This is a genomic window from Massilia sp. 9096 (genome assembly GCF_000745265.1).
Taxonomy (GTDB): domain Bacteria; phylum Pseudomonadota; class Gammaproteobacteria; order Burkholderiales; family Burkholderiaceae_D; genus Telluria.
On record NZ_JQNN01000001.1, the window covers coordinates 5,003,684 to 5,016,055 of the forward strand.

Below are 12,372 nucleotides of genomic sequence, written 5' to 3' on the forward strand. Positions count from 1 at the left end.
AAATCGACGGAGCATTCACCATGGTTTCACTACAAGAGCAGCTCATGAAGGCCGGCCTGGTCGACAAGAAGAAGGTCAAGGTCGCCAACCAGGAAAAGAGCAAGCAGCAAAAGATCGAGCGCCGCACCGGCGTGCAGAGCGTCAGCGAGTCGAAGGAAGCGGCGCTCGAAGCCCAGCGCCAGCAGGCCGAGCGCGCGCGCGCGCTGAACGCCGAGCGTGATGCCGCGGCCGCCGCGCGCGCGCTCGAGGCGCAGATCGTCCAGATGGTGCAGCAGAATCGCCAGAACAGGGGCAAGGACGAAGTCGCGTACAACTTCACGCTCGGCACCAAGATCGAGCGCATCCACGTCTCGAACGCGGTGCGCGACCACCTGGTGGCCGGCCGCCTGGCGATCGTCGCGATGGGCCAGAATGTCGAGCTGGTGCCGCGCGCGATCGCCGACAAGATCGCCGAGCGCGCGCCCGAGCGCGTGGTGCGCCTGAACCGCAACGCCGCCGCCGCCCCGGTGGACGAGGACGATCCGTACAAGGACTTCAAGATTCCGGACGATTTCGACTGGTAAGCGCAACCGGGTCGTCAAGCGGCGCTCACTGGGCGGCGCTTACTTCGCGTCGTGCTCATCCATGCTGTAGGTGATGCGCGCATCGTCCGACCAGTCCTTGTCGCCCAGGCGCGGCGCTTTCGATTGCCTGGCCGGCAGCACCAGGCGGTGCTCGCCGTCCTCGATGGTGACGGTATCGAAACGGCCGGCCGGTTTGTCGAAATCCATGACCTTGGTATCGTCGCAGAGGTCGAGGCCGAACAGGTTGGTGACCGACAGCATGGCCTTGACCTTGAATCCTTCCGCCTTGAGCATCGCCATCTGCGCGGCACAGGCCAGGCGCAGGTCGCCCAGGCGCCGCACGTTGTCGGCCAAGCCGGGCGAGCGGACCTGTACGACCGGCTCGTTGTAGCTGCCGGCGTCGAAGTTGCGATTCGCGGCTTTCACCACCGCGCCGGCCTGCGCGACGGCGGCGTCGCGCGTCAGCGCAAAGGCATCGTTCGAGACCATCGTCAGCGTGGCACGGTGCCCGGCGCGCACGATCTCGACCTGGTTGCCGTCCTGGCCCAGCGCCGGTTTCGGCAGGCGGAAGGCCAGCGTCGCGCCCGGGGCATGGGCGCCAACGCGCTCGTCGAATACGTCCTGGGCCGCGCGCAGCACCTTGTAATCCCAGGCGATGGGATTGCCGCTGGCCTGGCCTTCGGCCGGGGTGATGCGGTGGCCGAATCCGACGGTGTCTTGGGCGTGGGCGGCGGCGCTGGCGGTGGCGAGGGTCAGCAGGATCGGGGCAAGAAGGCGGGCGTGCATGGGCGTGTCGGCTGTGGTTGGGATGCTGAACGTTAGCACGCCGCCGACGCCCGGGGACGGCGCTGCGACGAACGGTCGAAGTCGCGGGGCAGATCGCCGTGATCCGGGATGAACGGCACTCAGCTTTCCTGCTAGCGCAGCCGGGAATACATCCAGAAGTTACCCGAGCGGCCGCGCACCTGGCGGTACGATCGCAGATAACCTTCGCGCTGGAATCCGCTCCGCTCGAGGGTGCGCGCCGAACGCAGATTCGTCTCCAGCACGACGGCCTGCACGCGCACCAGGTTCAGGCGCGTGAAAGCCCACTGCAGCGCCGTCTCGCACAGGCTGCGGGCGATGCCGCCAGGTGATGCCTTGATGGGCGCCTGAGCGCAGCGTTCAGGCCGCGCCGAGCAGCGCCACGCCTTGCCGTCCCGCGTGCGCGGGCGCGCGTGGCCGCGCCGGCGCGTGTGCCTGTGCGGGCACGTGGGCGGCATCGGCGATCTGGAACACCGCCATCAACTCGCGCAGGCGCGCGGCCTCTTGCTGCAGTTCGGCGGCGGCGGCGGCCGCGTGCCCGACCAGGCCGGCGTTCTGCTGGGTCGCCTGGTCCATCTGCGCGACGCTGGCGGTGACCTGGCCGATGCCGCTGGCCTGTTCGCGGCTGGAGGCGACGATGTCGCCCATGATGGTCGTCACGCGCTCGATGCCGCTGACGATGCCGCCGACGGTCGATCCGGTGCGCTGGGCCAGGACCGCGCCCTGTTCGACGCGCCGGGTCGAGTCCTCGATCAGGCCCTTGATTTCCTTGGCCGCCGCGGCCGAGCGCTGGGCCAGGTTGCGCACCTCGCTCGCCACCACCGCGAAACCGCGCCCCTGTTCGCCGGCGCGCGCCGCTTCCACCGCCGCGTTCAGCGCCAGGATATTGGTCTGGAAGGCGATGCCGTCGATGACGCCGATGATGTCGGTGATGCGCTTGGACGACTCGTCGATCGACCCCATGGTCGCGACCAGCTCCTCGACCATCGCGCCGCCCTGGCGCGCCACGCGTGCGGCGTCCTCGGCCAGCTTGTTGGCGGCGTGGGCGTTGTCGGCGTTCTGGCCGACGGTCTGGGTCAGTTCTTCCATCGAGGCCGCGGTTTCTTCCAATGATGCGGCCTGGCGCTCGGTGCGGCCGGACAGGTCGCGCGCCTCGACGGCGATGTCGTCGGCCGAGTGGCCGATCACCAGCGTGCTCTCGCGTACCTGGCCGACCATCTGCGCCAGGCTGTCGCGCATGCGCAGCATGTTGGCCATCAGGCTGTCCTGGTCGCCGTTGCGCAGCGCGATCGGCGCCTGCAGGTTGCCGGCCGCGATCTCGGCCACCGCGACGGCGGCATCGAGCGGCTCGCCGCCCAGGCGGCGGAACAGCGCACGCGCGAACAGCACGCCGGCGGCGATGCTGAAGGCCAGCGTCGCCAGGCTCAGCGCGACCAGCACGTTCTGGCTGCGATCGGCGCCGTCCAGCATCTCCTGCGCACGTGCGTCGATCGCGTGCTGCTGCATGGTCAGAAGTTGCTGAACCTTGGCCACGTACGCCTTGCTGTGCGGCGTGAAATCGCTGTCGAACAACGCCAGCGATTCTGCGCCCTTGCCGTCGGCCTTGAGCTGCATGACGCGGTTGCGGTCGCCGGTGTACTGCTTGCGCGCTGCGCCGATGTCGGCGTACAGCGCCTTTTCCTGGTCGGTCGAGAGCAGGGTGCCGATCTTCTGCTGCAGCTCGGCGCTGCCGGCGGTGCCCTGCTTGCTGTCGTCGGCAAAATAATCGGTCAGCGTCGGGTCGGAAGAACGCGCGATGGCGGCAGTGCGCTTGACGCCTACCGAGATGTTGACCAGCCAGCTTGAAATCAGCCTCTCCTTGACCAGCGGCTGGGTGGTCAGCTCATGCGTGTCGTTGGCCAGTGCGCGCAAGCGCCAGATGGCCAGGCCGGCCGAGAGAAAGGACAGGGCGATGACAATCGCAAAGGCCAGGCGCAGCTGGCCGCGCACACTGGTGAGGGCGGTTCGAATCACGGTAGCTCCAGAATTGGGTCCGGACGATGTTCCGGTACATACGCACCGGCTACGCCCGTCAATGAAATTGAACAAGCAACGTATGTTGCTTTATGGAAAAATCACAGAATATCACGAATTTGCTGAAAAATACGTTTGTACGAAGCGATTTTTGCTAACGACGTCGTCTATCCGGAAAATTTGCGCCAATTTACGGAAACAGACGGGGTTGCGATAAAAGTCGCAGCACAAATGCAATCAAGCGCTTGTCCTTGCGATGAACCGCTATAATGGATTCATTGCGGTTCACCCACGGTTCAGGCGGAAATCATGATCAAACAGAACGTTGTGCAAAAAATCCCCGAAGACGATGGCTTCGACCAGCCCAGTTACCGAAGCGGGGCGGCGGCGCGCCTGGCCGGGCTGTCGGCGGAAACCCTGCGCGTGTGGGAACGGCGCTACGATCTGTCGGATACCAAGCGTTCGGCCCACGGCCAGCGCCTGTATTCCGCGCAGCAGGTGCAGCGCCTGAGCCTGCTCAAGCAACTGGTCGACCAGGGTCACCCGATCGGCCAGCTGGCGCGCCTGTCGATCGAACGCCTGCGCGAGCTGGCCGGCAGCGTCGACAGCGGCCAGGACGGGGAGGGCGCGCCGGCGCGGCCGATCGGCGTGGTGGTGATCGGCGTCAGCCTGGCGCGGCGCATCGCCGCCAGCGGCCCCGAGGTCTGCCCGCTCGAGGTCCAGGCCAGCTGTGCGCGCCTGGAGCAGGCCGGCGAGCTGCCGGCGCTGGCGGGGACCGAAATCTTGCTGGTCGAACTGTCGGAACTGGATGAAAGCGCGGTGCCGCGCATCGTGGGCGCGCGCGCGGCGGTGCATGCGGCGGCGGTGGTGGTGCTGTACCGTTTCGCGCCGAGCGCCACCATCCGCGCGCTGCGCGCCCAGGGCTGGCTGGTCGCGCGCGTGCCGGCCGAGATGGGCGAGCTGGCGCCGCTGTGCCGCTCGGCGCTGGCCGGGCAGCGCCTGCCGACGTCGCGTCCGGCCGCCAATTCGGTCGCCAAGCCGGCGCCGCGCCGCTTCGACGAGGAAGCGCTGGCCAACATCAGCGCGGCCGGCAGCAGCCTTACCTGCGAATGCCCGCGCCATCTGTCGGAGCTGCTGCTGATGGTCGGCAGTTTTGAAACCTACAGCGCCCAGTGCGCCTCGCGCAATCCGGAAGACGCGCGCCTGCACCATGCGCTGGAGCTGGCCGCCGGGCGCGCGCGCGTGATCCTGGAATCGGCCATGGAGCAGCTGGCGCGCACCGACAACCTGCCGCTGCCGCCGAATCTTTCCCGATCGCTCGCGTAAGTCGGGGGCCAGGCGCCGTGAAAAGAAAACGCCACCCGCGGGTGGCGTTGTTCATGATGCCGCCGAGCGCGAACGCGATCAGCTCTGCTTGTGCAGCTGGGCGCGCAGCTGCTCGCGCAATTCCTGCGCGCTCGAGTGCGTATAGTCCTTGTTGACCTCGAGCTTGATCAGCGGTTTGATCTGCGCATCGAGCAGCGCGCGCAGTTCGCCCAGGAAGTGCGGCGAGGCGGAGATGACCAGCTGCTGGTAGCGGCCGTCGCGGTGCGCCTCGAGCAGGTATTTCGCGATGTCGCGCGCGAACTTTTCGGTTTCGTGCTGTTCGGGCGTCTGCGCCGGCTGGTACTGCTTGTTGGGCGCGCCGACCTGGCCGTTGTGGGCATGACCCACGCCCTGGGTGCCGCCGATGTTGTGGCTGCTGCTGCCGGCCGATGTCGGACCGAGCCGGTCGGTTTCGAGGTCGCTGTCGCGCATGCGCGCGGCGTCGTTGACCATGTCTTGGATTTCTTCCAGCGGTTCGGACGGATCCGACTCCGAGAAGAAGCGCGCGCGGCCCGCATTGGCCGAGATGATCCAGGTTGTTTGCATGCTACCCCCTGTCTGAAGATGAATGGTGGAGGTCGTCCGGACCACGACGGCGTCATGCGGCCATGGACCGGCGACCGGGCACCGGCATGCGCATCGCGATGGCATGCCGGCCTGGCTGTGATCCAGTATAGCCCGTGTACCCGATCCTCGGCGCACCGGCGCCGCCGGCCGTGCGCGACCCGATTCGATACGGAAACAATCGACCGGATCAGGCACTGCGCCGGCGTGCCGCCAGGTCGCGCACGACGCGCACCAGGCGGTCGATTTCGTCGCGGGTGTTGTAGAACGCCAGCGAGGGCCGTACCGTCGCCTCGAGCCCGAAGCGGTGCAGGATCGGCTGGGCGCAATGGTGGCCGGTGCGCACCGCGATGCCTTGCCGGTCGAGCGCCGCGCCCACTTCGAAGGTCTCGTACCCGGCCAGCACGAAGGACATCACGCTGGCCTTGTCCTGCGCCGTGCCGATCAGGCGCACGCCGCGGATCGCGCCGAGTTCGCGCATGCCGTAGTCGAGCAGCGCGTGCTCGTGGAGGGCGATGTTCTCGATGCCGATGCGGTTGACGTAGTCGAGCGCGGCGCCAAGGCCGGCCGCGTCGGCGATGTTGCCGGTGCCGGCCTCGAACCTGTTCGGGATGCCCTGGAATTCGGTGTGCTCGAAGGTGACGTCGGCGATCATGTTGCCGCCGCCCTGCCACGGCGGCATGTCTTCCAGCACCTCGCGCTTGCCCCACAGGACGCCGATGCCGGTCGGCGCGAACACCTTATGGCCCGAGAAGACCAGGAAGTCGGCGTCCAGCGCCTGTACGTCGACGCGCATGTGCGACACCGACTGCGCTGCGTCGACCAGCACGCGCGCACCTGCGCGCCGGGCCATCGCCGCGATCTGCGCGACCGGCGCGACGGTGCCGAGCGCGTTCGAGACCTGGGTCACGGCCACCAGTTTCGTGCGTCGGTTCAGCAGCCTGGCGAATTCGTCGAGGCGCAGCTGGCCGCTGTCGTCGACCGGGATCACGCGCAGGCGCGCGCCGGTGGCGGCGGCCAGCTGCTGCCAGGGCACGATGTTGGCGTGGTGCTCGAGATGCGAGACGACGATCTCGTCGTCCTTGCCGACGTGCCGCACGCCCCAGCTCTTGGCGACCAGGTTGATCGCTTCGGTGGCGCCGCGCACGAACACGACTTCCTCGACCGCGGGCGCGTTGATGAAGCGGCGTACCGTCTCGCGTGCGCCTTCGTAGGCGTCGGTGGCGCGGCCGGCCAGCGCGTGCGCGGCGCGGTGGATGTTGGAGTTCTCGTGCGCATAGAACTGCGCCAGGCGGTCGATCACGGCCTGTGGCTTGTGGGTGGTGGCGGCGTTGTCGAGCCAGGCCACCGGGTGGCCGTTGATGCGCTCCTGCAGCGTGGGGAAATCGCGCCGCACGGCGTGCACGTCGAAGGCGGGGTGGGCGCCGGTACGATCGCCCGGCGGCGGCACGGCGGCATCGACGAAATAGAACTGCGGCGTGCTCGATGCGGCCGGCGGCTCCGGCATGGCTGGCCTCACCGTGGGGTAGGTGACCGCCACCGCGGGCGCGGCCAGGGCGTCGCGGGGATCGTAGGCCGGGCCGGGCGCGGCGGGCAGGGCGCCGAACATCGCGTTGGCCATCTGCGCCAGCCAGGCCGGGTCGAGCGGAGAGACGGGCGGCGCGGTCGGCTGTGGATCCGGAAAGGACGGGGCGCTCACGGGGTCGCCTCTCATTTGTAGGTGTCGGGATAGTCGTGGTACTTGCCGATCTCGACCTCGTCGAGCACCGCCAGCGCATCGGTGGCGAGCACCGCGCCCGAGCAGTACAGCGAGATCAGGTAGGACGAGATCGCATGGTGGTTGATGCCCATGAAGCGCACCGACAGGCCCGGACCCTGCTCGCCCGGCAGGCCTGGCTGGAACAGGCCGACCACGCCCCGGCGCCGCTCGCCCACGCGCAGCAGCAGGATCTTGCTCTTGCCGTCGGCGACCGGCACCTTGTTCGACGGGATCAGCGGGATGCCGCGCCAGGTGATGAACTGCGAGCCGAACAGGCTGACGGTCGGCGGCGGGGTGCCGCGCCGGGTCGCCTCGCGCCCGAACGCCGCGATCGCCAGCGGGTGCGCCAGGAAAACGCCGGTTCCTTCCATACGCGGGTCAATAGTTCGTCCATGTCGTCCGGGGTCGGCGCGCCGGTCAAGGGGACGATGCGCTGGCTGTCGTCGACCTGGGACAGCAGGCCGTAGTCGGGATTGTTGATCAGTTCGCTTTCCTGGTTTTCCTTGATCGTCTCGATCGTCAGGCGCAGCTGTTCCTTGACCTGGTCGTGCGGGCTGCTGTACAGGTCCGACACGCGGGTGTGCACGTCGAGGATCGTCGAGACGGCATTGAGCACGTATTCGCGCGGCTGGGGATCGTAGTCGACGTAGGTGCGCGGCAGCTGGTTCTCGACCTGGCGCGCGCTGCAGGTGACGCGGATGGCTTCGGGATTGCGCACCTTGTTGAGCCGGTAGACGCCGGCCTCGACCGGCATCCACTGCAGCAGATGGGTCAGCCAGCGCGGGCTGATGGTCTCGAGCTGCGGCGTCGACTTGGTGGAATTGGCCAACTGCCTTGCCGCGTGGTCGCCAAGGGTTGAGATCTCTTCGACTGGTGCCAGCATCGTGCCTCCGTGGGATGGGAAAGGATGGACAGTGGGATTGCTTTCTATTGAGAAAGCGCAGGCCCAGTGTCGGGGAATGTCCTGTCCCGATCAACGGCTAGTCGAGTTTGACTTGATCTGGTGCAAACGTACTCGAGTATTGTGTCCAGGCCGCGTCAATCCGTGTCCAGGCGCGGCGCTCATGGCGAAGCGTATTCCGAAACCGGTCAGTACCCGGTCGAGCGCGAACCCTCAAGACAAAAGGCATGACTGGGCCGATGCGGCCGGAACCGAAGCATCGGCACGAAGGATTTCACGCCTTGCCTGCCGGCTCAGCTTTTGCGCACGAACTCCGACTTCAGGCTCATCGCGCCGAAACCGTCGATCTTGCAATCGATATCGTGATCGCCGTCGACCAGGCGGATATTCTTGACCTTGGTACCCTGCTTGACGATACCGCCGCCACCTTTCAGCTTCAGATCCTTGATGACCGTGACGGTGTCGCCATCCTGCAGCAGGTTGCCGGCCGCGTCGCGCCATACACGAACCACTTCGTCCGCCGCCGTGTCGGCCTTGACAGGCCATTCATGCGCGCATTCCGGACAGACGTAGTTACCAGTTCCGTCTTCATAGGTCAGTTCTGAGCCGCAAGCGGGGCAGGGCGAGATGGTTGGCATGGCAGTATCCGGGTGGTAAGGGAGAGGCAAACAAAAACGCCACCCGAAGGTGGCGTTTTTTGCTGAGTCTTGGTGGCCCGGGGCGGAATCGAACCACCGACACAAGGATTTTCAATCCTCTGCTCTACCAACTGAGCTACCAGGCCAAGGCGGCGAATTATAGCACGACGTTACGCAAAATCCATAATGCCGTGCCAGTGGGCCGCCTGGACAACCGACCCGGCGGCCTGGATTACCAGCCGATGTCCTTCATGACCGGCAGGGTCAGGTCGTACGGCGGCGTCAGGGTCGTGGTCAGGTCCGGGTTGATGTTCGGTTCCATCAGCAGGTTCGGCGAGGCCGAGACGTCCCAGTGCGAGACCGACGAACCCGGCGCCAGCGTGGCCGGGGTGTACAGCAGCGGACGGCCCTTGGCGTCGGCGCCGGCCATGCGCACCGGGTCGACCGTCAGCGAGACCGTCACCGAGCCCGGCTTGCTGCGGCTGCCGTACGGGATGGCGGCGGTAACCGCAGCCCTGAGCGCGTCGCCGTCGGCCTGGCTGATGCCCACGGCCGGGATGGTGACGGTGGCGTCGGTGCCGCCCGGCGGCTGGATGCCGGTGGTGTTATTTGCCAGCAGCACGGCGACGGCGCCGGCGTTCTGTGCGTTCTTGACCTTGAGCGCGAAGTTGCAGGCGCCGCGGCTGATGATCGCCACCTTGCCCTTGACGGCTGCGCTATTGGCGGCGTTGAACGGGTCGCAGCCCGGACCGGCTTCGCCAGTCTGCGGCGCCACCACGGCCAGCGCGCCGAGCACGCCGCTGCTCGGCGGCAGCGGGCCGAAGCTGGCGGTGGCGTAGTCGACGTTGCGGTTGCCGCCCGGCGCCGGCGAAGCCGCCTGCACGATCGGGATGTGGCTCAGCATGGTGGCGCCGGCGACCGCGTTGGCGCCGGTCCAGGCCAGCTGCAGGTTGTTGACGGCCGACGCCTTGCGCTCCGCCGAGGTCATGTTCAGCCAGCTCTTGTTGGCGGTGTTGTCGAACATGAACTGTTCCCACACGCTCGGCAGGCCGCCGGTCGCGACATAGGCGGTGCCGGCCGAGTTGATGCGGTAGCCGTTCGAGGTGTTCACGCTCACCACGGCGAAGCCCAGGCCGTGGCCCAGCTCGTGCAGCAGGGTCTCGACGAAGTTGATGTCGTTGCCGGCCTTGCCGTCCAGGCCCAGGTAGAAGTGGGTATTGTCCAGGCAGCCCGCATTGCCGAGGTTCGAATTGAACTGGGTCTTGATGTCGACGTTGTCGTAGCCGGTGGTGTCGGGCTGGCCGGCGGAGAGGTTGGTGCCCGCAATCTTGTTGGCCAGCGCCTGGGGATACCAGGTGCCCGGCTTACCGCCCGGGAAGTCGTGCCAGATGTTCCATGCGCTGGCGCTGCCCAGGGTCGCCTGGGTGGCGGTGCAGCTCAGGGCTTCCCAGCCGGCGTTGACGGTGATCGTCACGTCGCTCTGGATGTTCTTTTCCCAGATGCTGGCGACGTATTTGTAGACGTTCATGCGCTGCTGGCCGAGCGTGGTGCCCATGTTGCCGCCGACCGGTGCGACCGGGGTCGGGTCGTTGAAGCCCAGGCCGGCCGGGTCGCGGCTGGTGATGTTGATGGTGGCGGCTTGCGCGCCCAGGCAGGTCAGGGCGCAGGCGGCGGCGATCAGCGAACGGGCCGCTTGGCGCGATACGAATTGGGTACGCATGAATTACTCCGTGACGGTGTTGGTGGCGCGGGCGTTGGCCTTGGCTTCGGCTTCGGTGGCGCCGTGGCCGATGACGATCCTGCCGTCCGGGGCGCGGACCGCGACTTCGGCCGATGCATTGACCATCTCGTCGGTCAGGCGCACGCCGCGCGCACCGCTGGCGTGGAATTTCTGCTGCACCTGGGGCGTCGCCACGCGCATCAGCGACTTGGCTTTCAGCGCATGCATGGCGGCCTGCTCTTCGGCGGTCGAAGCGCGCAGCTTGCCGGTGGTGGCGTCACGGGTCACGGTGGCCGAGTCGGCCGTCTGCACGGCGGCCTGGTCGGCTTGTTCGGTTTGCTGGGCGGCGGCCGGCAGCGCGGCGGCGCACAGCGCCAGGCCGGCGCAGGCGACGAGCGCGCGCGCGAGGGATTGGGTACGGGTCATGAATGTCTCCGGGAATCGATGGATCAGCCTTGCTTGCGGCGGCGGATGGCGCCCAGGCCGAGCAGGCCGCCGGCGACCAGCGCGATGCTGGCCGGTTCAGGCACGTTCACGCTCAGGGTGTCGAGGCCGATGACGTTGGCGCTGTCGGCGGCGCCGACGTAGGCGATCGCGAAACGCGCGCGGCCGCCGGCGCCCAGGCCGTTGATGGTGTAGGTGTATTCGCTCCAGCCGTCGGTGCCGAGAGTGATCGGGGCGCTCATGATGAAGTCGCTGATGGCGCTGCCGCCGGTGCTGTAGCCGAACGCGACCTGGTCGGTGTAGCCCTGGTCGGAACCGGAGCGCATCCAGAAGGTCACCTTGTCGTCGTTGACGGCATAGAAGTCCGGCGTGATCAGGTAATTGGCGAGCGTGCCGCCGGGCGCTGCGTTGTTGTAGTTGGCCGAGATGTAGGAGTTGGCTGCGCCGGATTGCGAAGTCAAGATAGTCTGGTCGCCCTGGTACCAGCCCACGGTTGTACCTACAGGCGTGCTGGCATTGGCCATGCCCCAGCCTTTGCTCAGCTTGGTGATGTCATCGAAGCCTTCTTTGATCGCGACATCGGCCTGTGCCGACATGGCCACGCCCACCAGGGCCATCGCTGCTAACGCTTTCTTCATCATTTTGTAGTGCGCCTCTTCAGGGTTTGAAAAGCGGACCGTCGATTCGCGCGGTCCGGCATGGCTCGAGCTTGCGGACTCGTAGTCCGTCATCCGGCCAGTCCCATACCCATTGCATATACCGTGCCACGCTTGTAATTACCTGATTTCCATAAGAAAACTGTAAACATCGTAGGAAATATTACAGAGTTGTAAGAATTTCCGACAGAAACCTATTTTTGGTGCATATTTTGCACATAATTCGAGCGATTTATTACAATTTAATACATTTGATGCGCCGCAATAAAAATCTTTAAGTAACCATAAGTCGTTAACGTACGAACAATTGTGAATCGATTTTCCCAGTACGGGATGGACCGCAAAGCGCTATCGCATCGTTGTAGAAGAGTGGAAAACTTATCGACAGCAAAAACGGAAACGCCCCGTGATGGGGCGTGCGAAGGGATAAAAGCGGGGAAGGAGGTCAGCTGCGTCCAGGGTGGCGCGCGGCATGCTGGCGGTCGAGCGCGAGGCGGGTATCCTTGCGCGCCTTGGCTTCTTCGAAGCGGCGATGCTCGTCCGGGGTCGACGGCTGGATCGGCGGCACCGCGACCGGCTTCTTGTCTTCGCCCACCGCCACCATCGTGAAAAAGCAGCTGTTCACGTGGCGGACTTCCTTGGTGCGGATGTTCTCGGCCACCACCTTGATGCCGATTTCCATCGACGTGCGTCCGGTGTAATTCACGGCCGCCAGGAACGTGACCAGCTCGCCGACGTGGATCGCCTGGCGGAACACCACCTGGTCGACGCTCATCGTCACCACGTAATGGCCGGCATAGCGGCTGGCGCAGGCGTAGGCGACCTGGTCGAGCAGTTTGAGGATGTGGCCGCCATGGACGTTGCCGGAAAAGTTGGCGGTGTCCGGCGTCATCAGCACGGTCATGCTGAGCTGGTGGTTGGGCAGGTTCATTGCATCGACTCCTT

Annotated in this window: 12 protein-coding genes, 1 tRNA gene and 1 pseudogene; 2 read left to right on the plus strand and 12 right to left on the minus strand. The window is 66.4% G+C overall.

Features of this window, described 5'->3' with window-relative positions; genetic code table 11:
• Positions 1-20: 20 nt before the first annotated feature.
• Complete coding sequence (locus tag FA90_RS21745; protein ID WP_036172509.1) at positions 21-563, plus strand: DUF2058 domain-containing protein; 543 nt, start codon at positions 21-23, stop codon at positions 561-563.
• Positions 564-602: 39 nt separating this feature from the next.
• On the opposite strand, the gene FA90_RS21750 is transcribed toward FA90_RS21745, so the two are convergent.
• From FA90_RS21750 to FA90_RS21760, 3 genes are all read right to left on the minus strand, one after another.
• The gene (locus FA90_RS21750) at positions 603-1,349 is read right to left on the minus strand and encodes a hypothetical protein (protein ID WP_036172511.1); all 747 of its coding nucleotides are present in this window, start codon (positions 1,347-1,349) and stop codon (positions 603-605) included.
• Positions 1,350-1,480: 131 nt separating this feature from the next.
• Positions 1,481-1,825: a GNAT family N-acetyltransferase gene (locus FA90_RS25250; protein WP_051971992.1), complete on the minus strand. Its 345-nt coding sequence runs from the start codon at positions 1,823-1,825 to the stop codon at positions 1,481-1,483.
• Positions 1,728-3,380 carry a methyl-accepting chemotaxis protein gene (locus FA90_RS21760; RefSeq protein ID WP_081933982.1) on the minus strand — a complete coding sequence of 551 codons (1,653 nt, stop codon included), beginning with the start codon at positions 3,378-3,380 and terminating at the stop codon, positions 1,728-1,730. Before FA90_RS21760 ends, FA90_RS25250 begins: the two co-directional genes overlap by 98 nt.
• Before the next feature lie 309 nt (positions 3,381-3,689).
• On the opposite strand from FA90_RS21760, the gene FA90_RS21765 reads away from it, so the two are divergent.
• Positions 3,690-4,706 (plus strand): MerR family transcriptional regulator, encoded by a 1,017-nt coding sequence (locus FA90_RS21765; RefSeq protein ID WP_051971994.1) that lies wholly within the window; start codon positions 3,690-3,692, stop codon positions 4,704-4,706.
• Between the two features lie 78 nt (positions 4,707-4,784).
• On the opposite strand, the gene FA90_RS21770 is transcribed toward FA90_RS21765, so the two are convergent.
• The 9 genes and pseudogenes from FA90_RS21770 to FA90_RS21810 all read right to left on the minus strand — a co-directional run bounded on the left by FA90_RS21770 (position 4,785) and on the right by FA90_RS21810 (position 12,358).
• Positions 4,785-5,291: a host attachment protein gene (locus FA90_RS21770; protein WP_036172513.1), complete on the minus strand. Its 507-nt coding sequence runs from the start codon at positions 5,289-5,291 to the stop codon at positions 4,785-4,787.
• 208 nt (positions 5,292-5,499) lie between these two features.
• The gene (locus FA90_RS21775) at positions 5,500-7,023 is read right to left on the minus strand and encodes a family 2A encapsulin nanocompartment cargo protein cysteine desulfurase (protein ID WP_373994620.1); all 1,524 of its coding nucleotides are present in this window, start codon (positions 7,021-7,023) and stop codon (positions 5,500-5,502) included.
• Positions 7,020-7,951, minus strand: a pseudogene (locus FA90_RS21780) (family 2A encapsulin nanocompartment shell protein). The gene FA90_RS21775 and the pseudogene FA90_RS21780 overlap by 4 nt, the downstream one beginning before the upstream one ends.
• Before the next feature lie 311 nt (positions 7,952-8,262).
• The gene (locus tag FA90_RS21785) at positions 8,263-8,607 is read right to left on the minus strand and encodes a zinc ribbon domain-containing protein YjdM (protein WP_036172515.1); all 345 of its coding nucleotides are present in this window, start codon (positions 8,605-8,607) and stop codon (positions 8,263-8,265) included.
• A 70-nt stretch (positions 8,608-8,677) separates the two neighbouring features.
• Positions 8,678-8,753: transfer RNA gene (locus tag FA90_RS21790), tRNA-Phe, on the minus strand.
• Between the two features lie 86 nt (positions 8,754-8,839).
• On the minus strand, positions 8,840-10,327 hold the full coding sequence (locus tag FA90_RS21795) for a PA domain-containing protein (RefSeq protein WP_036172517.1): 1,488 nt from the start codon (positions 10,325-10,327) through the stop codon (positions 8,840-8,842).
• A 3-nt stretch (positions 10,328-10,330) separates the two neighbouring features.
• Complete coding sequence (locus FA90_RS21800) at positions 10,331-10,753, minus strand: post-PEP-CTERM-1 domain-containing protein (RefSeq protein ID WP_036172519.1); 423 nt, start codon at positions 10,751-10,753, stop codon at positions 10,331-10,333.
• A 23-nt stretch (positions 10,754-10,776) separates the two neighbouring features.
• Positions 10,777-11,412: a choice-of-anchor J family PEP-CTERM protein gene (locus FA90_RS21805; RefSeq protein ID WP_197065337.1), complete on the minus strand. Its 636-nt coding sequence runs from the start codon at positions 11,410-11,412 to the stop codon at positions 10,777-10,779.
• Between the two features lie 460 nt (positions 11,413-11,872).
• Positions 11,873-12,358: an acyl-CoA thioesterase gene (locus tag FA90_RS21810; protein ID WP_036172521.1), complete on the minus strand. Its 486-nt coding sequence runs from the start codon at positions 12,356-12,358 to the stop codon at positions 11,873-11,875.
• Positions 12,359-12,372: the final 14 nt, after the last annotated feature.

What these genes read in the sequence shown, in the direction of transcription:
- FA90_RS21785 (WP_036172515.1), bottom strand. Translation starts at nt 8,607, where the DNA reads ATGCCAACCATCTCGCCCTGCCCCGCTTGCGGCTCAGAACTGACCTAT.
- FA90_RS21800 (WP_036172519.1), bottom strand. Translation starts at nt 10,753, where the DNA reads ATGACCCGTACCCAATCCCTCGCGCGCGCGCTCGTCGCCTGCGCCGGC.
- FA90_RS21810 (WP_036172521.1), bottom strand. Translation starts at nt 12,358, where the DNA reads ATGAACCTGCCCAACCACCAGCTCAGCATGACCGTGCTGATGACGCCG.
- FA90_RS21805 (WP_197065337.1), bottom strand. Translation starts at nt 11,412, where the DNA reads ATGATGAAGAAAGCGTTAGCAGCGATGGCCCTGGTGGGCGTGGCCATG.
- FA90_RS21765 (WP_051971994.1), top strand. Translation starts at nt 3,690, where the DNA reads ATGATCAAACAGAACGTTGTGCAAAAAATCCCCGAAGACGATGGCTTC.
- FA90_RS21750 (WP_036172511.1), bottom strand. Translation starts at nt 1,349, where the DNA reads ATGCACGCCCGCCTTCTTGCCCCGATCCTGCTGACCCTCGCCACCGCC.
- FA90_RS21770 (WP_036172513.1), bottom strand. Translation starts at nt 5,291, where the DNA reads ATGCAAACAACCTGGATCATCTCGGCCAATGCGGGCCGCGCGCGCTTC.
- FA90_RS21745 (WP_036172509.1), top strand. Translation starts at nt 21, where the DNA reads ATGGTTTCACTACAAGAGCAGCTCATGAAGGCCGGCCTGGTCGACAAG.
- FA90_RS21795 (WP_036172517.1), bottom strand. Translation starts at nt 10,327, where the DNA reads ATGCGTACCCAATTCGTATCGCGCCAAGCGGCCCGTTCGCTGATCGCC.
- FA90_RS21775 (WP_373994620.1), bottom strand. Translation starts at nt 7,023, where the DNA reads ATGAGAGGCGACCCCGTGAGCGCCCCGTCCTTTCCGGATCCACAGCCG.
- FA90_RS25250 (WP_051971992.1), bottom strand. Translation starts at nt 1,825, where the DNA reads ATGCCGCCCACGTGCCCGCACAGGCACACGCGCCGGCGCGGCCACGCG.